Source organism: uncultured Microbacterium sp. (genome assembly GCF_963524805.1).
GTDB lineage: Bacteria > Actinomycetota > Actinomycetes > Actinomycetales > Microbacteriaceae > Microbacterium.
Genome location: NZ_CAURGG010000005.1, coordinates 197,538 through 216,473, shown reverse-complemented (window position 1 = coordinate 216,473; position 18,936 = coordinate 197,538). Strand labels below are relative to the sequence as shown.

The following is an 18,936-nucleotide window of genomic DNA, read 5'->3' as shown; positions in this document are numbered from 1 at the left end:
ACCCTTCACAGGTACAGGACAGGGAGCACAACCGACATGAGCATGACCCCCGAGCAGGCAGCCTGGTTCCACGGCACCTTCCAGCGCCTGGTGCACAACGTCGACAAGGCGGTGCAGGGCAAGAGCGAGATAATCGGCCTCGTGCTGGCCTCCATGCTCGCCGAAGGCCACGTGCTCCTCGAGGACGCGCCCGGAACCGGCAAGACCAGCCTCGCGAAGGCGCTCGCCGCGACCGTCCAGGGAACGAGCGCCCGGATCCAGTTCACCCCCGATCTGCTGCCGTCCGATGTCACCGGGGTCACGATCTACGACCAGCAGTCGCACCGCTTCGAATTCCACAGGGGGCCGATCTTCGCGTCGATCGTGCTCGCCGATGAGATCAACCGCGCGTCGCCCAAGACGCAGTCGGCACTGCTGGAGGTCATGGAGGAGTCCCGCGTCACGGTCGACGGCGTGACCCACGAGACGGGGCGTCCGTTCCTGGTCATCGCGACGCAGAACCCGATCGAGCAGGCCGGTACGTACAAGCTTCCCGAGGCTCAGCTGGACCGGTTCCTCATCAAGACCTCGATCGGCTACCCCGACCTCGCGGTGACGGAGCGGATCCTGGCCGGTGCGTCGGACCGCAACCCGTCGGCCGGACTGTCTCCGGTCATCACGACGGGCGCGGTGGCCGACATGGCCGACCTGGCGGCATCCGTCCACGTCGAGCCCGCTGTCCTGCGCTACGTGGCCGAGCTGGCCGAAGCCACCCGCAGCGACCCGGCCACCCGACTGGGCGTCTCGGTGCGGGGGGCGATCGCGATGATCCGTATCGCCAAGGTGTGGGCGGCCGCCCATGGGCGCCACTTCGTGCTTCCCGATGATGTCAAGACCCTCGTTCGCCCGGTGTGGCAGCACAGGCTCCTGCTCGATGCCGAGGCGGAGTTCGCCGGCACCAGCAGCCAGACCGTCATCGATCGCGTGCTCGAGCAGATCGCCGCTCCCCAGGCGCGAACGGCGGCCTGATGGCGACGGAGGCACTTTCCGCGCCGGGGGCGCGGGCGGACCGCGACGCCGGATGGCGTGACGTCGCGGCCGTTCTCGGTGCCCGCGCGCTGACGCGCCTCCGGATCATGAACCGGGCCATCCGGCCCCTTGCCTGGGTGCTCGGCGCGATCGCCGTCGGATTCTGGACCCTCGGGCAGATCGCCGGGTGGTGGGAGTTCACTGTCGCGGCGATCGTGATCGCGATCACCGTCGCCCTGTGCGCGCTGTTCCTGATCGGCCGAACGGCGTACGACGTCTCGCTCGACCTCGCGCGCACGCGGGTCGTGGTGGGGGAGCGGGCCGTCGGCGCGCTCACCCTCGCGAACCGGGGTTCGCGGGCGATCCTCCCGTCGCGCATCGTGCTTCCCGTCGGTTCCGGGCGCGGAGAGTTCGGCATCCAGCGGCTCTCTCCCGGCGAAGAGGCCGAAGAGCTCTTCGCGATCCCGACGCAGAAGCGCGGGGTCGTGAAGGTGGGCCCCGTGAGCGTCGTGCGCGGCGACCCTCTGGGTCTGTTCGAGCGGGCGCACCGGCGCGACGAGCCCGTCGACCTCTTCGTGCACCCGCGCACCGTGCTGTTCGACGGGCAGTCGCTCGGGTATCTGCGCGACCTGGAAGGCCTTCCCGCCGCAGATCTCTCCCGCGACGACGTCTCGTTCCACGCGCTTCTGGAATATCAGCCCGGTGACGACCTGCGCCATGTCCACTGGCGCTCCACCGCCCGGACCGGCACGATGATGGTCCGTCAGTACGAGGAGACCCGCCGTTCGCACTTCGTGATCGGTCTCTCGCGCTCGAGTGCCGACTACTCCATGCCCGAGGACTTCGAACTGGCGATCTCGGCGGCCGGCTCGATCGGATTGCGGGCACTGCGCGACTCGCAGCGCGTGGACATGCGCGTGCAGGGCCGCGAGCTGCCCGCGGCCACCGGAAAGCAGCTGCTCGATTCCCTCGCCGCCATCGAGGAGAGCAAGCCCCGAGACGGAGGGATCGCCGAGCTCGCCGGTGCGGTGTCGGCCACGATGCCGCTCGCGAGCGTCGTCGTGCTCGTGTGCGGCTCGAGCGTGCGATCCGAAGACCTGCGCCTGGCCTGCTCACGACTTCCCTTCGGCGCGCGTGCGCTCGCCGTCGTGGCCGACACGACGGCAGCAGCACCCTCGCTTCGCCGTATCGGCGACGCCGACGTGATCACCGTCGGTGCGCTCGATCAGATTCCGCTCGCACTGCAGAAGGTCCTCGCGTGAGCTCTCCCGCCGCCGTGATCTCCGCCCGCCGCTGGTGCCTCGACCTGGCGGCGAGCACCGCGCTGGTCACGGTCGCGCTCATCGGTTTCTGGCCCACCTTCGCCGGCGCGTCCTTCCTGCCCGCCGTCTTCGGCGGAATCGTGATCGGCCTGGCCATCGCGTCCGTGGCGGCATGGCGGCATTGGGGCATCCTGAGCATCACCGGACTCGTGATCGGCGCGTACTTCGTCTTCGGGGGCGCCTTCGCGCTGCCGCAGACGGCCATGCTCCGCGTCGTCCCGACGCTCGAGACGCTGCGGCTGCTCGCGCTGGGGACGATCACGGCCTGGAAGCAGATGCTCACCACCGTCGCTCCGCTCGCCGCCTCCGACGGTCACCTGATCGTGCCGTTCCTGCTCGCGCTCGTCGTCACCACCCTCACCGCCTCGCTCGCTCTGCGCGCCGCCCATGTCGCCTGGGCGCTCCTTCCCGCGGGTGCGCTGCTGATGCTCGTCATCGCGCTGGGCACTCCGGAGCCGGCTTTCCCGGTCGGGCAGGGACTGGTCTTCGCGCTCGTCAGCATCGGGTGGCTCGCGCTGCGTCAGGTCTGGGCGCCTCAGAACACGGCAGTCTCGATCAGCGAGGTCGACCCGTCACGCGCGTCGCACATGCGTCTGCGGCGACTGCTGGCCGGCGTCGCGGTCCTCGCGGTCGCCGCAGGCGCCGGCGTCGCGACGAGTGCCATCGCCGCTCCCGCCGAATCCCGGCACATCTTCCGCGATGTCATCGTCCCGCCCTTCGACATCCGCGACTACCCGAGCCCGCTCCAGGCGTTCCGCAAGAACGTGCGCGACGAGGTCGAGGAGACCTTGTTCACGGTGCAGGGTCTCCCGAAAGGCGCGCGCATGCGCACCGCCGTGATGGATGAGTACGACGGCATGGTGTACAACGTCACCGACGGCGGACCGAACTCTTCGAGCGCGTTCTCCCCGCTGCGCTCGAACATGTCGCCCGACTCCGAGGGAGTGCCGGTCACTCTCCGGGTCGCCGTCGGCCGGTATGGCGGAGTATGGATGCCGACCGCCGGCGACCTGTCCGAGATCCGCTTCGACGGGGATCGGGCGGAAGAGCTGCGCCGCGGGACCTACATCAACACCGCGACCGGCACCGCCGTCGCCACCTCGAAGCTCCGACAGGGAGACGAGTACTCCGTGGAGGCCGTCATCCCGGCGATCCCCGACGACGACCAGCTGGCGGAGGTGGAATTCGCATCCGTCGCCTCGCCGAAGCAGCGCAACGTGCCCGAGGAGATCACCTCGCTCGCCGCGGAGACGGTCGCCAACGCCGAGTCGCCGATCGAGCAGGTGCGCGCACTGGAGACGTTCCTGTCGGAGGGCGGGTTCTTCAGCCACGGACTGGAGGGAGAGGTCCTCTCCCGGGCCGGTCACACGTCCGAGCGCATCACGACGCTGCTGGGCGGGGATCAGATGATCGGCGACGACGAGCAGTACGCGGTCGCCATGGCGCTCCTGGCCGGGGAGCTCGGCATCCCCGTCCGCGTCGTCATGGGCTACTACCCCGATCAGGAGCAGGATGGCGAACCGGTCTTCACGGCGACCGGCGACACCGTCCACGCCTGGGTCGAGGTCGCCTTCACAGGGGTCGGATGGCTTCCGTTCACCCCGACACCGCCGGAGGACCAGGTCCCCAACGACCAGAACACGAAGCCGCGGGTCGATCCGAAGCCCCAGGTGCTGCAGCCGCCGCCACCGCCGCAGGAGCCCGTCGACCTGCCCCCGACGCTTCCCGACGACCGCGAGTCGGAGGATGAGACGCTCAACCTCGCCGGGATCATCGGTGCGATCCTCCTGGTCGCCGGGATCTCGCTGGCGGTCATCGCCCTCCTGCTGTCGCCGTTCATCGCGATCGGCGTCTGGAAGGCCGCCCGGCGTCGATCACGACGCACGGCCCCTCGATTCGCCGACCGGATCAGCGGGGGATGGGACGAGCTCACCGACCGCGCGGTCGACTACGGCGCCCGGCTGAGTCCGGGCGGCACCCGACCGGAGGACGCCGCGGCGGTCGCCGAGGCCCTCGCCGTCCCGAGTGTCGTGCAGCTCGCCGCCCGCGCCGACGCCGACGTCTTCGGACCCAGCGACCCGACACCCGAGGACGTCGAGGCGTTCTGGACGGAAGTGGACGCCATCGTGGGCGGCGTCGGGAGGGAAGCCGGATTCTGGAGGCGCATCAGGGCGCGACTGAGCGTGCGGTCGCTGCTGAACGGCACGGCCGTCTCGACCGGCATGGGTGCGCTGCGTGAGGCGGCGACCGCCCGGGTGCGACGCGAATCCGCCAGGACCGCGGCCAACAGTTCGAGCTTGCCCGCCGCGTCCGAGAGCGAGACCCCATGACCCCGTCCGCGCCTGCTCAGATGGCCCCGATTCCCCGCCGCGCGATCGCCTATCTCATCGATGCCTTCATCGCGACGGGGCTCGCGATCATGCTCGTCGGAGGCCTGGTCGTGATCGCGACCTTCGCCGGCTCCGAAGGGATGCCGACGACCCTGCTGATCGGCGGACCCATCGTCGTGCTCCTGCTGCTGACATGGTTCGTGGTCTACACCCTGATGCAGGCGGGCGGCGGGTCGATCGGAATGCGGGCCCAGCGACTGCGCCTGATCACCGCGGACGGCGGGGTTCCGATCGGATTCGCACGCGCGCTGCTGCGCAACATCGTCTTCGGGCTCGCGTGCGCGATCGTCGTCGGCTACTTCACCCCCCTGTTCGACTCCTCCGGCCGCTTCCAGGGATGGCACGACAGGATCGGCGGCTCCCTCATGATCGATGCGCGCCCGGGCGCATCGGCCGCGCTCAGTGGAGAGGGCTCGGGGGAGGGCTCGACGGAGGACTCGGTGGTGAGCTCGCCCGATCGGCCGCGGGACGCCGCGCGCCCCGCGCTCACCGGCATCCCGCAGGCGGCGGCGATGCCGGCCGCGTCCGGCCCGACGGCCTCTATCGCACCGTGGACCGTGTCAGCGCCGACCCCGCCCGCGATCCAGCCGGCGTCCTCGAGTGCCGGCGGTCGCGCCGAGGACGGCGAGCTGATCGCGTTCGTCCCCGGCGTCAGCCGCCGGGCCGAGCGCCCGGCGCCGGTGGAGCGGCCGGATGCGGAGACGGATCTCGACATGACGGTGCTCGGAGTGTCGGCCCCTCGACCTCCCGAGGACACCAGGATCAGCATCCCGGGTCACCGCCTCGTGTTCACGTGGGACGACGGAACACGCGTCTCGGTGTCACGGCGCACGATCTTCGGACGCAATCCGGCGGCGGAAGACGGCGCGGTGGTCGTGCCGGTGCGCGACGAGACGCTCTCGCTGTCCAAGACGCATTTCGAGGCCGCGGCGGAGTCATCCGGCGGATGGGTGATGGACCGCCATTCCACGAATGGCATGACGCTGGTACGCGAGGGCCGGCGGCTGGCGTGCCCTGCCGGGCAGCGGGTTCCGGTGCGGCTCGGCGACGCGATCGAGATCGGCGATCGCATCGTCACGATCGGCGGCTACGCGTGAGGCCGGCGCTCGTGGTCTCGACGGGATCGGCCACGCATCCCGGACTCCGGCGAGTCCTCAACGAGGATGCGCACCTCGCGATGGCTCCTGTGTTCGTCGTCGCCGACGGCATGGGGGGGCACGAGGCCGGAGAGCGGGCGAGTGCGGCGGTGATCGCCGAGTTCTCCAGCTCGATCGGGAAGGCATCGCTGGAGCTGGACGAGGTCCGCCTCGCACTCTCGCGCGCCCGCGCCCACGTGGAGGAGCTGTCCACCGCGGGCGACGGGCGCGCCGGGACGACCCTGAGCGGGGTGGTCATCGCTTCGGTGGACGGCATGGGGTACTGGCTCGCGATCAACATCGGGGACTCGCGCACCTACCGGCTGGCCGACGACGAGCTCGAGCAGATCAGCGTGGACCACTCGGTGGTGCAGGAGCTGATCGATGCCGGGGAGCTGTCGGTGCAGGACGCGGCACACGATCGACGCCGCAACATCATCACGCGGGCGATCGGCGCCAGCAGCACAGGAGACGCCGATTACTGGCTGTTTCCCGCGGAGGTCGGCGACCGGATCATGGTGTGCTCGGACGGCCTCACCTCCGAAGTGGCCGATGCGCGGATCCTCGAAGTCCTGCGAAGCACGCCCGACCCTCAGTCGGCGGCCGATCTGCTCGTGGCGGACGCCGTGGACGCGGGGGGCAGGGACAACATCACGGTCATCATCGTGGACGCGGTGTCGGTCGCCTCGCGGCCGGGAACGCTCCTGGAGTCCGATGCCGACATCGACATGGACACGCGTCCGCGTGAAGCCGCAGGGGGAGGGGTTCGCTGATGCAGACGATCTACCGATCAGGCCGGTGGTACGTGATCGTGCTTCCGGGCGCCGTGGTGGCGTTGGAGCCTTCCGTGTCCGCGAACGTCGTGACGCTGCTGTGGGAGCGGATGCCGCAGCAGACGACCCTTGCGACGGCCATCGACATCCTCGCCTCGGACACCGGCGGCGATTTCGCCGCGCTTCCGTCGTTCGTCGCCGCGGTGGCCGAGGAAGCGGGCATCCGCATCGCACTGCGCGGCGAGGTCACGGCGCGCGTCGGCTCCGTGACCGGCTCGGAGGAGTTCTCCGGCGCCGAGGTCACGACGTGGAACGAGCGTTTCGTCAGCCACGCGTCCCGCGTCCACCTGGCACTCGAACAGGTCCAGGACGAGACGGCGCTTCCCGTTCACGGCGGCGTCGTCCGGGCGGCGGAGGTGGATGCCGAGCTCGAGTTCGTCGGAGAGGCGACCACCATCTCGGCCGCGGGAGAATTGCCGAGGCGAGGGGATCCGGATCCGTCGCCGGCCGAGCCCGCGGACGTGCCGGTCGTGCCCGAGCCCGCGGACGTGCCGGTCGTGCCCGAGCCCGCGGACGTGCCGGTCGTGTCCGAGGTCACGATGACTCCGACCGAGGTGACCCTGGCTCCCTCGACGGAGGATGTGGATCAGCTCTGGGGAGCCACCGTCCACTCCGCGCCGGAGCCGCCCCCGGCTCCCGTGTCCGAGCCCGGGATCCTCAGCGAGGGCGATCACGACGGCGCGACGATCGCCTCCTCGCAGCTGCGCGCCCTGCGTCAGCAGTCTCCTTCGGAACAGGACGCCCCGACTGCGCTGCTCCCGGTGACGCCCGGCTCGACCGGCCTGATCCGGGTATCCACCGGGCAGGTGGTCACCCTCGATCGCACGGTGATCATCGGTCGGCGCCCGCGCTCGACGCGGGCCAGCGGCGCGAACCTGCCACACCTCATCGCGGTGGACAGCCCGCAGCAGGACATCTCGCGAAGCCACCTGGAGATCCGGCCGGAAGGCGACACCGTCGTGGTGATCGACCTGCATACGACCAACGGCTCGACCCTGCTGCGCCCGGGCGCCGATCCGATCCGGCTGCACCCCGGCGAGCAGACGCTGGTCCTCTCCGGCGACGTCGTCGATCTCGGCGACGGTGTGAAGGTCGCCTTCGAGGATCTTCCATGACCCGTCCCCCCTCACCACCGCCGCAGCTCCCGGGCTTCCGCTACGTCGAGCCCCTCGGCGTCGGCGGATTCGCGGACGTCTTCCTGTACGAGCAGGACATGCCGCGTCGACAGGTGGCCGTCAAGGTGCTGCTGGCCGACCGCATCTCGAGCACGGCCGCACAGGAGTTCGCCGATGAGGCGAACGTGATGGCCATGCTCTCGACGCATCCCGCGATCGTGACGATCTATCAGGCCGGAGTCGCCGGTGACGGCCGGCCGTACCTGGTGATGGAGTACTGCCCGCGCCCGAACCTGCAGCTGCGCGCCCGCAACGAGACCTTCTCGATCGCCGAAGCGCTGCGGGTCGGCGTGCAGGTCGCGGGTGCCGTCGAGACCGCGCACCGGGCCGGGGTGCTCCACCGCGACATCAAGCCGGCGAACATCCTGGTGACGGCGTACAACCGGCCGGCACTGACCGACTTCGGCATCGCGTCGACGACCGGCGCCACCGGCGAGGCGTCGGGGATGTCGATCCCGTGGTCGCCGCCCGAGTCGTTCGCCGATCCCCCGCGCAGCGGACCCCGCACGGATGTCTGGGCGCTGGGTGCGACGCTGTACACGCTGCTCGCCGGGCGTTCGCCGTTCGAGCGACCGGGGGAGCGCAACTCCAGCGCCGATCTCATCGAACGGATCGAGCGTGCGGCGCTCACGTCGATGGGGCGTCCAGACGCTCCGGAGAGCCTGCAGCACGTCATCGAACGGGCGATGGCGAAGAATCCGGATGACCGCTACCCGAGCGCCGTCGCGTTCGGGCGGGCGCTGCAGAAGGTGCAGATCGAGCTCGCCCACTCGGTGACGCCCATCGACATCGTCGACGACCATCCGCACCCGGAGGATCTGGATGACGACGCGGACGGGCTCACCCGGGTCCGGGAGATCGTCAGCATAGATCCGGAGGCGGCGGCCTTCACGCGCCCTTCGGCCGCCACCGAGCCGAAGGGTGCCGGGAACGCGGTGATCGATGTGCCCCGCTTCGACAGGCCGGAGCGCGCGGACGACCTCGACGATGCGACACAGCTGCGTCCGCCGCTCGCCGCCGCGTCACCCGGGGCGCAGGACCGGACCATCGTCCGGCCTCCGACGGTCGTCCCGCCCCAGGCCGCCCCCGATGCGCCGCCAGCCGGGGGTTCCCGCGGCTCGGGTTCCTCGACCCGCCCCCCGGCCCGCGGCGCCCGGCGCGGGCTCTGGATCGCCGTCGGAAGCCTTGCAGCCGTCGTTGTCGTCGTCGTGACGATCATCGGCTTGAACGTCCTGGTCGCGGGAATCCAGACACCGCCCGAGGCGACGGAGACCGCCGAGCCTCAGGACGTCGTCTCCGACTTCGTTCCGAAGGTCGTGGACGTGACCGGCGCCCGCCAGGGCGAGCAGATCGTCTTCACGTGGGTGAACAAGGACCCGCAGGAGGGCGACACGTTCATCTGGAACCTCGTCGACGTCACGGGCCAGGTCGACCCCCAGCAGTCGGAGACGCCTGTGGCGCAGCTGCCTGCCGCTGCCGGGACGGTGTGCATCGACGTGATGCTGCGACGCGACGACGGGCGCGTCTCCGAGCCCGTCCGGGGGTGCGTCGAAGGATGATCTGGGAAGTCGACGAGCAGAAGCCGACGATCGAGGGCCTGGACGCGCAAGGACGCCCCGACCCCGCCTACGCCGCTGCGCTCGGCCTCCTGCGCGCCCCCTTCGGCCGCCGCGCGCTGGCGGTCGGGATCGATGTCGCGATCTGGCTGGTGCTGATGCTGCCCCTTCTGGTCGGCGCAGCCCCGCTTCTGCTCAAGCTCGCCGGCGGGACGATCTCGGCATACGGCTTCCTCAACCATCCCGACTTCCTCCTGGCCGCCGTGACGGCCTCGGCTTCGACGCTGCTCGGGCTCGTCTACCTGCTCGTGCAGCTCATCCTCCACGGCAGGAGGGGAATGACGATCGGCAAGGCGGCGAGCGGCATCCGCAGCGTCAACGTCCGTACGCTCGAGCGACCGCGTGTCGGTGCTGCATTGCTGCGGTTCCTGATCGTCGTGGCCGCCGGAGTCGTGCCGCTGCTGGGCCCCGTGTTCATCCTCGTCTCGCCCACGTTCGACCCCGAACGACGCGGACGCGGACTGCACGACAAAGCCACCGGGATCTGGCTCGTCGACGTGCGCAAAGGGCTCAATCCGTATGACGAGAAGCGGATGCGCGTCGCTCGGAAGATGGTCAAGGCCGAGCCGATCCTCGCTCGAACGGCGCTGCCTTCGCTCGCCACCCCTGTCGATCCGGCCGCGCAGCCGGAGTATCTCCCCGGTCGTCGTGTGAGCGCCGGGGTGCTGGGCATGGCGCGACCCCGCGAGGCGACCCCCCGGGCGGTGCCGGCGGAAACCCCCGTTAGATGGAGTCTGCGCTTCGACTCGGGGGAGTCCATCCCGATCGCCTCGCCGGTGCTGCTCGGGCGCAATCCCGACGCGAAGGACCACCCCGGCGCGAGCGCTGTCGCACTCCCGGACGAGAGCATGTCCCTCTCCAAGACGCACCTGCTCGCGCGGCCGGTCGAGGGTGGGCTCGAGATCCTCGACTGCCGCTCGACGAACGGATCCGGCCTGATCCGCGGCGGTGCCGAGCATGCCATCGTGGCCGGGACGCCGACGACGGCGAGGGAGGGCGACGTGATCCGGCTCGGCGACCGCGTGGCGACGGTGGTGCGGGCGTGACCGAACGCGGAGGAGCGAAGATGACCGCTGGCCGATTCAGCAGGACCGGGGGAGACGCGTGAGGCTCAAACTGACGATGCACCGTCAGGCGGGAGATCCTGTCGACATCGTGATCACGACGGACTCCACCGCCACCGCGGGAGACGTCGCGCGCCACGTGGCGGCGTCCGATCCCAGCCGGTCGATCCCCGTTTCGGAGGGGGAGGTGCTCACGCTCGCGGTCGCACCGCCGACAGGTGACCGGCTGGTCCCGCTCCAGCCCGACGTGCCGATCGGCGAAGCACCGATCGGGTCGGGGTTCACGGCGTCCGTCGTCAATCTCGGATTCGACCAGTCCATCTCGGCGCAGCGCGAGACCGTGGCTGTTCTGGTGGCCACCTCCGGGGCTCTGGCGGGCCAGGAGTTCCCGATCGCCGCCGGTCACGTCTTCCTCGGGCGCGACGCCGGCAATGATGTCGTCCTCGCCGATCCGATGGTCTCCAAGCGCCACGCACGGCTCGAGGTCGGCACGCACATCGAGGTGGTGGATCTGAACTCCGCGAACGGGGTGCTGGTGGACGGCCTCGCCGTGCAGCGCGTCCGGGTCGAGGAGGGCGAGCCGTTCGTGATCGGCGGAACCACCCTCGTGCTGCGCCTCGCGCAGTCCTTCGACGGCTCGGCGGCGCAGGAGCCGATCATCGAACGCGGCGGCGGTCTGCTGTTCAACCGCAGCCCTCGCGTGGAGGTTCGCTACCCGGGGACGCTTTTCAAGGTCCCGCGATTGCCGACGGAGAAGATCGGCAGGATGTTCCCGTGGCCGATCCTGATCGCGCCGATCCTTGCCGGCATGGCCCTGTATGCCCTCAACGGCAACCCGCGATCGCTCCTGATCATCGTGATGACGCCGTTGATGGCATTCGGCAACCTCATCAACCAGGCGGCCCAGAGCAGGAAGGGGGAGAACCACGAGATCCTCCTGTTCGAACGGCAGTACGAGCAGCTGGAGGAGGACTTCTTCCACGGCAAACCCGAGGAGGAGCACGCGCGCAACGCGGAGGCGCCGCCGGTGGCGGAGATCTTCGATCATGCGATGCGACTCGGGCCGATGCTGTGGACGCGGCGACCCGAGCACTGGAACTTCCTCGGCCTGCGCCTGGGCAGCTGCCGGCTGGCGGCACGCAACAGCATCGACGACGCCGACACCCCGGAAGGCCTGCCCGACTTCATCGACCGCGTCGACCGCCTCCGAGAGCGGTACGCCTTCGTCGACGACGTCCCGGTCTTCGAAAGCCTCGCCGACGCGGGATCCATCGGCATCGCCGGCCCCCAGGGGGCGGTCGGGGACACGATGCGGGGGCTGGCGGTGCAGCTGTTCGGGCTGCACGCGCCGAACGACGTCGTGGTCGTCGCCTTCGCGGATTCCGCGTGGACGCCGGAGATGGACTGGCTCAAGTGGATGCCGCACACCTCCAGCGACCGGAGCCCGTTCCGCGACGCGGCGCTCGCGGACTCCGCTCCCACGAGTGCGTCGCTGTTGAGCATGCTCGAGGAGTACGTGCTGCGCGCCGAGGCCTCGGGCGGGGGCGGCGAGCCTCGCGGGCCCTTCAAGGAGGACTGGAACCCCCTCCGATACGGCACCGACGTGTCCCGTGCGGCATCCGAGCACAAGAGCACGCCCGCGCTGTCGGTGATCGTCTTCGTCTCCAGCGACGCGCCCGTCGACCGCGGGCGCCTGACGGATGTGCTGGAGCGCGGCGCGGATCACGGCGTCCATGCGGTGTTCGTCTCGCCGACCGTCGAGTCGCTCCCGGCCGTCTGCCGCAGTTACATCGACGTCACCGCCGGCCTGGAGGACGCACGCGTGGGACTGGTGCGCAGCGGCGAGAACTTCGAACACGTGCGCATCGAAGGCGTCTCGAACGCATACATGCAGATGCTCGCTCGACGCCTCGCTCCGGTCGTGGATGCGAGCACCGTGGTGCACGATTCGTCCGACATCCCGACATCGGTGATGTTCCTCCAGCTGGTCGACCCCGCCATCGCGGAGGACCCCGCTGTCGTGATCGAACGCTGGCGTCAGAACAACACGATCGTCGACCGATCCTCCCGCCCACGGCCGCGCCTGAAGAAGGCGGGCACGCTGCGGGCCATCATCGGTCAGGGACCGAGCAATGCCATGGCCCTCGACCTGCGCACCCAGGGACCCCACGCACTCGTGGGCGGCACGACCGGCGCGGGGAAGTCCGAGTTCCTGCAGGCGTGGGTGCTGGGTATGGCGGCGGCGCACAGCCCGGACCGCGTGACGTTCCTGTTCGTCGACTACAAGGGCGGCTCCGCGTTCGCCGACTGCGTCGAGCTGCCGCACTGCGTGGGGCTCGTCACCGACTTGACCCCCCACCTGGTGCGCCGCGCACTGACCAGCCTGCGCGCGGAGCTGCAGAACCGTGAGCATCTGCTCAACCGCAAGAAGGCCAAGGACCTCCTCGAGCTCGAGAAGCGGCAGGATCCGGAATGCCCTCCGGCGCTCGTCCTCGTGATCGACGAATTCGCGGCGCTGGCATCGGAGATGCCGGAGTTCGTCGACGGTGTCGTGGACATCGCGCAGCGGGGGCGTTCGCTCGGCATCCATCTGATCATGGCGACCCAGCGTCCGGCCGGCGTCATCAAGGACAACCTCCGGGCGAACACGAATCTGCGCATCGCGCTGCGCATGGCCGACGAGTCCGACTCGCGGGACGTGGTCGACGACGGCATCGCGGCGACCTTCCCGGCGACCGTTCCCGGACGGGCGATCGCCAAGACCGGTCCGGGACGCCTCGTGCCGTTCCAGTCGGCCTACGCGGGCGGATGGACGACGGAGGATGACACGGCCGCGGCCGAGGTGCGCGTGGCGGAACTGCGCTTCGGCGCCCGCGCCGAGTGGGAGGCCGACCGGCCCGCCGATGCCGATGCGCATCTCGAGGATCTCGGTCCGAACGACCAGAAGCGCATCGTCTCGACCCTCATCCGTGCGAGCGACCGGGCGGCGCTGCCGCGTCCGCGTCGGCCCTGGCTGGATGACCTCCCGCCGCTGGTCGACCTGAGCGATCTGCCCAACGAGGGCGACACGCGCATCCCGCTCGCTCTGGTGGATCTGCCGGAGAAGCAACTGCAGCAGGCTGCCGTGTTCTCTCCCGACCGCGACGGCTCGCTCGTGATCTACGGCACCTCCGGGTCGGGCAAGTCGACGCTGCTGAAGACGATCGGCACCGCCGCCGGAATGCGGCCGGATCTCGGGCGCGTGCAGGTCTACTGTCTCGACTTCGCGTCGGGGGCGCTCGGCGCGCTGGCGTCCCTGCCCCATGTCGGCTCGGTCGTCGACGGGTCCGACGTCGAGCGCATCCAGCGCCTCCTGCGCACCTTGGACGGTGAGATGGACCGACGCGCCGCGGCCTTCTCCGCGGCCAGTGCCGCATCCGTGCAGGAGTACCGCGAGCTGAAGGACCAGCGGATGCCCCGCATCCTGCTTCTGATCGACAACTACCCGGAGTTCAAGAAGGACTGGGAGGTCGCGGCCGGTCGCGGGCCGTTCTATCGCATCTTCATGAGGATCCTCGGCGAGGGGCGCACACTCGGCCTGCACACCGTGATCACTGCCGACCGCGGCAACGCCGTGCCCAGCGCCGTTGCCGCGAACATCTCGCGACGTGTCGTGCTGCGCATGGGCGATCCGAGCCAGTACATGCTGCTGGGCGTCCCGCGCGACGTGCTCGACGAGCAGTCGGCGCCGGGACGCGCCGTCGTGGACGGCCACGAGGCGCAGATCGCTGTTCTGGGCGGCACGATGAACGTCGTCGAGCAGACGAAGGCTCTGGTCGCCCTCGGTGAGCGCCTGCGCGCAGACGGCGTGCGTGATCTGCCGGAGATCGGCGCGCTGCCGACCATGGTGGGGGTGGAGGAGATGCCGGCGCTGGTCGGCGGGATGCCGGTGTTCGGCGTCGCCGACGACACGCTCGCACCGCACGGTTTCGAGCCGGTCGGGTCCTTCGTGGTCTCCGGCCCCGCGGCATCGGGGCGCACCAACGCCCTGAAGGCGCTGGTCGTCGCCGTGGAGCGCTTCGATCCGCACGTGCGGATGTATCACCTCGGCAGCCGCCGCTCCGAGCTCAAGGACTTCCGCCCGTGGCTGCGCAGTGCGACACGTCCGGAGGAGGAGAAGGATCTGGCCTCCGAACTGGCGGAGCTGGTCGTCAGCGAATCGGCGGGCGGGCGGATCATGATCGTCGTCGAGGACATGCCGCACCTCGCCGACGGCCCGGCGGATCGGCCCATGCGAGCGCTCCTGCAGGCGATGAACAACAGCGACCATCTGCTCCTCGGCGAGGCCGAGATCACCCGTGCCAGCGGCAGCATCGGCGTGCTTGGCGAATGGAAGACCGGTCGCCAGGGAATCGTCCTCAAACCCGACACGTACGACGGGGAGGCGATCTTCAAGATCCCGTTCGGCCGGGTCAAGCGCTCGGACTTCCCCGTCGGCCGCGGAATCTTCGTTCAGGCGGGTCGCGCGGTGACGATGCAGATGCCGTTCGTCTCGGCGGCCGGAACGAATGGGCAGGGCTGACATGGGTACCACTGCCCGTGTGCCGGATCGGCATCTTTGGCTAGCCTCGGAACACGAGGGGCCGCAGGGCCTGAAGACGACGAACGCAGGAGGCGGTTCTCATGGCCGGACATGATTTCGGAGCGACGTACAGCGAGATGGAGAGCGCGGCGGCTCGACTGCGCGATGGACGCAGCACCGTCACCGACACCCTCAAGGAGCTCCAGGGTGTCATCGACGACCTGGTGCAGGACGGGTTCAAGACCGAGAACGCCTCCGAGGCGTATTCCTCGGCCTACGCCGAGCTGACGACGTCGCTCGATGACGCCGCGGAGGCCGTCAACGACATGGCGCAGGCTCTGGACCGGATGGCCGACTCCATCCGCGACAAGGACGCGGAGCTCGCCGGCGGCTGAGCCATCGCACTTTCCTGAGGTCGTGGTGGCGGTCCGTGGGGCCGTCGCCACGACCTCTGTCTGTGCCCATCGCGACTGGGGGCGCGACATAGAATCGTCAGAATGAGCGGAGCACCGGGCCGATGAGCGACTCGCAGAGCTACTGGTACAACCTGACCTCCCAATCCGTGGAGCGTGCGGACACGCGTCCCTCGGAGGACACGATCGGCCCGTTCGCCACCGCGGCCGAGGCGGAGGATTCTCCCGCCCTGCTTCTGGAGTACGCGCGTGCATGGCTGGAGAGCGAAGAGAGCGAGCCGTTCCGCGCGCTGGTCGAAGACGGGGACGGCGCCGAGCTCGCATGAGCGTCGACTCATGAGGGTGCGCGGTCTCGCGGCATCCCTTGTGCTCCTGCTGACGGCGAGCCTCGCAGCGTGCGCTCCCGCCCTCCCGGAGACAGTGGTGCCGGGCACGACTGTCGTCGTGGGCTGGCCGGGCGAGTTCACCTCCGCCAACGCCGCCGCCGCCCCGACGGCGGGGAACGCGGCCATCGCGGAGACCACGCGCGGCGAATTCGGAGATGTCGTGGACGGGGACTTCGTCGCCGACGAATCGTTCGGCCTGGTGACGATCGTGAAGGACGACCCGTTCACGGTGCGGTACGACGTGGCGGAGCCCGCATGGTCGGACGGCATCCCGCTGGATGCCGCCGACCTCCTGCTGGGCTGGGCCGCCGCGTCCGGATACCTCGTCACCGAGGACGCGACCGCCGGGCGTGACTCCGAGGCTGATGCCGCCGCCCCGGTTCCTCGCATCGACGAGTTCGCGCGTGCGATCGAAGTGCGTTTCGGGCAGCCGATCATGGGCTGGCAGCGGGCCGTCGAGGCAGCGGTTCCCGCCCACGTCGTGGGCCGTCGAGCCTTCGGCGCCGACGACGCCATGGAAGCCAAGCAATTGGTCATCCGAGCGATCCAGGACGGTGACCGCGCGGCGCTCGAGGCGATTGCCGCGGTGTGGAACGACGGCTTCGATGTTTCCGCCGGCGACGACATCGACGCCGAGCTGCTGCTGTCCAGCGGGCCCTTCCTCGTGGAGTCGGTCGCCGGTGAGGAGAAGGGCGGGGCCGTCACACTCGTGCCCAATCCGGCATATCGAGGCCCGCAGACGCCGAAGGTCTCGCGCGTCGAGCTCGTCCCCCCGGGAGAGCAACCGGTCGCCGATCTCGCCGACCGCCTGGACGTCGCGGTGCTTCCCCTCACGACGGCCGACCGCGGCCCGATCCGGGAGCTCGAGCGCCAGGACTACGCGGTGAACACCTCGCACGACGGTTCCGCATGGAATCTGCAGCTGAACGCGTCGGGGATCTTCGGCGCGCAGCCGGCGCGTGCCGCATTCATCCGGGCCGCGTCGGCCGCAGACATGGTGGCGCGCGGCTCGGGACTGTGGGGACAGGCCTACACCGGCACGGCTTCGATGCTGTCGGCGCCCGGGACGCGCGCGTACGAGATCGTGATCGAGGATTCCGGGTTCACCGTCGCCCTCGGCACTCCCGCCGATGATCCGGATGCCGAGCGGGAGCGCGCCGGAGTGTCTCGCGGGTCAGCCGTCTGCGTGCTCTACGACCGCGCCAGCGAATTCGCCGTCGGCGCCTTCTGGTCACTTCGGGACGCCGCTGCGGAGGCGGGTTGGAACGTCGTGGACTGCGGAAGCGACGACGTGGAGTCCGCGCTGGCCCAGCGCGGCTGGGACGCCGTCATCGCGCGCACCCCGGTTCCGCAGACCGCGGAGCAGATCGCCGCGCAATGGGGCAGCGCCGGCGCTGCCTCGCTCACGGGGCTTCCCGATCCGGAACGCGACGACCTGATCGCGCAGTACGCGCAGAGCGTCGACGTCTACGAGGCGCGGGAGGTCCTCGCGCAGATCGAGTCGACGATCGTGCGAGCCGCAGTCGCGCTTCCGCTCGCCTTGAGTCCGCTCGTGACGGTCTCCGGACGCGGCGTGTCCGGCGTCACCACACCCGACGGCGCGGGCGCCGGGGTCATCGCGGACGCCGTGCAGTGGGAGGCCGTGCCGTGAACGGCGCTGCCTGGGTTGTTCTCCCGATCGCGACCGGTCGCGGGTGGCTCGTAGGGTCGGTTGTGGAGGTGGCGCTGTGGGGATGATGTTGCCGGGTGAGCTGGTGTGGGTGATGGAGAAGCTCGGGTTCGAGTGGCCGGATGTGGATGAGGACGAGGTCCGCAAGGGTGCGGTGCTGGTGCGGAATCTGGGTGCGGATCTGGAGGATGCGATCCAGGCGGTGGATCGGAAGATGAACGGGGACATCTCGGCGGCGATGCGGGGTCAGACGGGTCCTGCGACGTTGGGGGCGTGGAACGCGAATCGTTCGCAGAATCTGCAGAAGCTGATCGATATCATGCCGCCCGCGGCGACGGCGATGGATCTCGGGGCGGAGGCGATCTTCGCGTTGAAGATGAAGGTGATCGTCGATGTGTCCTCGACGTTGATCACTCTGGTGGCGATGCTGACCAATCCGTTCACGGCGGCGGGTGCGGGCCCGATGCTGCTGATCAAGAAGAAGCTGTTGAACGCGGCGGTGGACATCGCGGTGGAGCAGCTGCTGAATCAGTTGCTGCCGATGGCGATCGAGCCGATGTCGGAGCAGCTGCCCGCGGTGATCGACGCGGTGCTGGATGCGCCGATGGTGGAGGCGGGTGCGGGGGATTCGGATGAGTTCTTCGCGGATCTGGCGGCGTTGGAGGATGCGCAGGCGGCGATGAAGCAGCATGGTGCGGACATCCAGTCGGTGACCTCGACGTTCTTCGCGGAGTTCTCTGCGCTCGATTTCGGAGGGGATGACTGATGTCCGCGATCAAGCCCGTGGTGCGGGAGTTGAAGGAGGCGGTCCTGAAGGGGATGGCCCACGGCAAGGACAAGCTCCACCAGCTCACCGACAACATGAACGACCATCTCGACGACGTCGTCAGACAAGTCCGCAATCAGGACCGATTCGACGCTCCGCCCGCCCTGACGGGCAACAGCACCGATCGGGTGGATCGCTCCACGACTGAGTTGCTCTACCGGTCCGACAACCGGCCGCCGAGCGAGATCTTCGAACACGGCTTCCAGGTCCGCGACGCCACCGACAACGACCTCGAGACCTTCGTCCGCACGAACGGTCCGTCCAATTTCGTGAGCACGACCCGGGACGAGGACCTGTACCGGCGGTGGGGCTCGGCGTACCGCTACACCGTCGATGCCCCGGGCGGCATCGACGTCGACGCCACGATGCCCCACGGCCCCTACGCGCCGCACACGCCGAACCCGGAATCGGAGATCGCCTTCCAGGGTGGCATCTCCACTGAGAACGTCGTCGGTGCCCACCCGGTCCTCCCGGGCGGCAACCTGGGCGGATGGGTGCCGAATCCGAACTACGGTGGTTCTCCGTGACCGTTTCGCG

Annotated in this window: 14 protein-coding genes; all 14 read left to right on the top strand. The window is 69.8% G+C overall.

Going from position 1 to position 18,936, the window contains the following annotated elements; genetic code table 11:
- Positions 1-36: 36 nt before the first annotated feature.
- The 14 genes from RWQ91_RS11980 (at position 37) to RWQ91_RS11915 (ending at position 18,926) form a co-directional block, all read left to right on the top strand.
- Complete coding sequence (locus tag RWQ91_RS11980) at positions 37-1,008, top strand: MoxR family ATPase (RefSeq protein ID WP_314506262.1); 972 nt, start codon at positions 37-39, stop codon at positions 1,006-1,008.
- Positions 1,008-2,270, top strand: a complete 1,263-nt coding sequence (locus tag RWQ91_RS11975) for a DUF58 domain-containing protein (RefSeq protein WP_314506260.1) — start codon at positions 1,008-1,010, stop codon at positions 2,268-2,270. The genes RWQ91_RS11980 and RWQ91_RS11975 overlap by 1 nt, the downstream gene beginning before the upstream one ends.
- Positions 2,267-4,660 carry a transglutaminaseTgpA domain-containing protein gene (locus tag RWQ91_RS11970; protein WP_314506259.1) on the top strand — a complete coding sequence of 798 codons (2,394 nt, stop codon included), beginning with the start codon at positions 2,267-2,269 and terminating at the stop codon, positions 4,658-4,660. Before RWQ91_RS11975 ends, RWQ91_RS11970 begins: the two co-directional genes overlap by 4 nt.
- On the top strand, positions 4,657-5,817 hold the full coding sequence (locus RWQ91_RS11965) for an RDD family protein (protein ID WP_314506257.1): 1,161 nt from the start codon (positions 4,657-4,659) through the stop codon (positions 5,815-5,817). Before RWQ91_RS11970 ends, RWQ91_RS11965 begins: the two co-directional genes overlap by 4 nt.
- The gene (locus tag RWQ91_RS11960; RefSeq protein ID WP_314506255.1) at positions 5,814-6,629 is read left to right on the top strand and encodes a protein phosphatase 2C domain-containing protein; all 816 of its coding nucleotides are present in this window, start codon (positions 5,814-5,816) and stop codon (positions 6,627-6,629) included. Before RWQ91_RS11965 ends, RWQ91_RS11960 begins: the two co-directional genes overlap by 4 nt.
- The gene (locus RWQ91_RS11955; RefSeq protein WP_314506252.1) at positions 6,629-7,804 is read left to right on the top strand and encodes an FHA domain-containing protein; all 1,176 of its coding nucleotides are present in this window, start codon (positions 6,629-6,631) and stop codon (positions 7,802-7,804) included. Before RWQ91_RS11960 ends, RWQ91_RS11955 begins: the two co-directional genes overlap by 1 nt.
- A complete protein-coding gene (locus tag RWQ91_RS11950) occupies positions 7,801-9,423 on the top strand; it encodes a serine/threonine-protein kinase (protein ID WP_314506250.1) in 1,623 nt (540 codons plus the stop codon). The genes RWQ91_RS11955 and RWQ91_RS11950 overlap by 4 nt, the downstream gene beginning before the upstream one ends.
- A complete protein-coding gene (locus RWQ91_RS11945; RefSeq protein WP_314506248.1) occupies positions 9,420-10,526 on the top strand; it encodes an RDD family protein in 1,107 nt (368 codons plus the stop codon). The genes RWQ91_RS11950 and RWQ91_RS11945 overlap by 4 nt, the downstream gene beginning before the upstream one ends.
- A 58-nt stretch (positions 10,527-10,584) precedes the next feature.
- Positions 10,585-15,105, top strand: coding sequence for an FtsK/SpoIIIE domain-containing protein (locus tag RWQ91_RS11940; protein WP_314506245.1), 4,521 nt, complete (start codon positions 10,585-10,587; stop codon positions 15,103-15,105).
- A 101-nt stretch (positions 15,106-15,206) separates the two neighbouring features.
- Positions 15,207-15,500: a WXG100 family type VII secretion target gene (locus RWQ91_RS11935; RefSeq protein WP_314506242.1), complete on the top strand. Its 294-nt coding sequence runs from the start codon at positions 15,207-15,209 to the stop codon at positions 15,498-15,500.
- A gap of 122 nt (positions 15,501-15,622) precedes the next feature.
- Positions 15,623-15,844, top strand: a complete 222-nt coding sequence (locus tag RWQ91_RS11930; RefSeq protein WP_314506240.1) for a hypothetical protein — start codon at positions 15,623-15,625, stop codon at positions 15,842-15,844.
- Positions 15,845-15,854: 10 nt separating this feature from the next.
- The gene (locus tag RWQ91_RS11925) at positions 15,855-17,555 is read left to right on the top strand and encodes a hypothetical protein (RefSeq protein ID WP_314506237.1); all 1,701 of its coding nucleotides are present in this window, start codon (positions 15,855-15,857) and stop codon (positions 17,553-17,555) included.
- Between the two features lie 82 nt (positions 17,556-17,637).
- Positions 17,638-18,339, top strand: coding sequence for a hypothetical protein (locus tag RWQ91_RS11920; protein ID WP_314506229.1), 702 nt, complete (start codon positions 17,638-17,640; stop codon positions 18,337-18,339).
- A complete protein-coding gene (locus RWQ91_RS11915) occupies positions 18,339-18,926 on the top strand; it encodes a hypothetical protein (RefSeq protein ID WP_314506235.1) in 588 nt (195 codons plus the stop codon). The genes RWQ91_RS11920 and RWQ91_RS11915 overlap by 1 nt, the downstream gene beginning before the upstream one ends.
- Positions 18,927-18,936 lie beyond the last annotated feature (10 nt).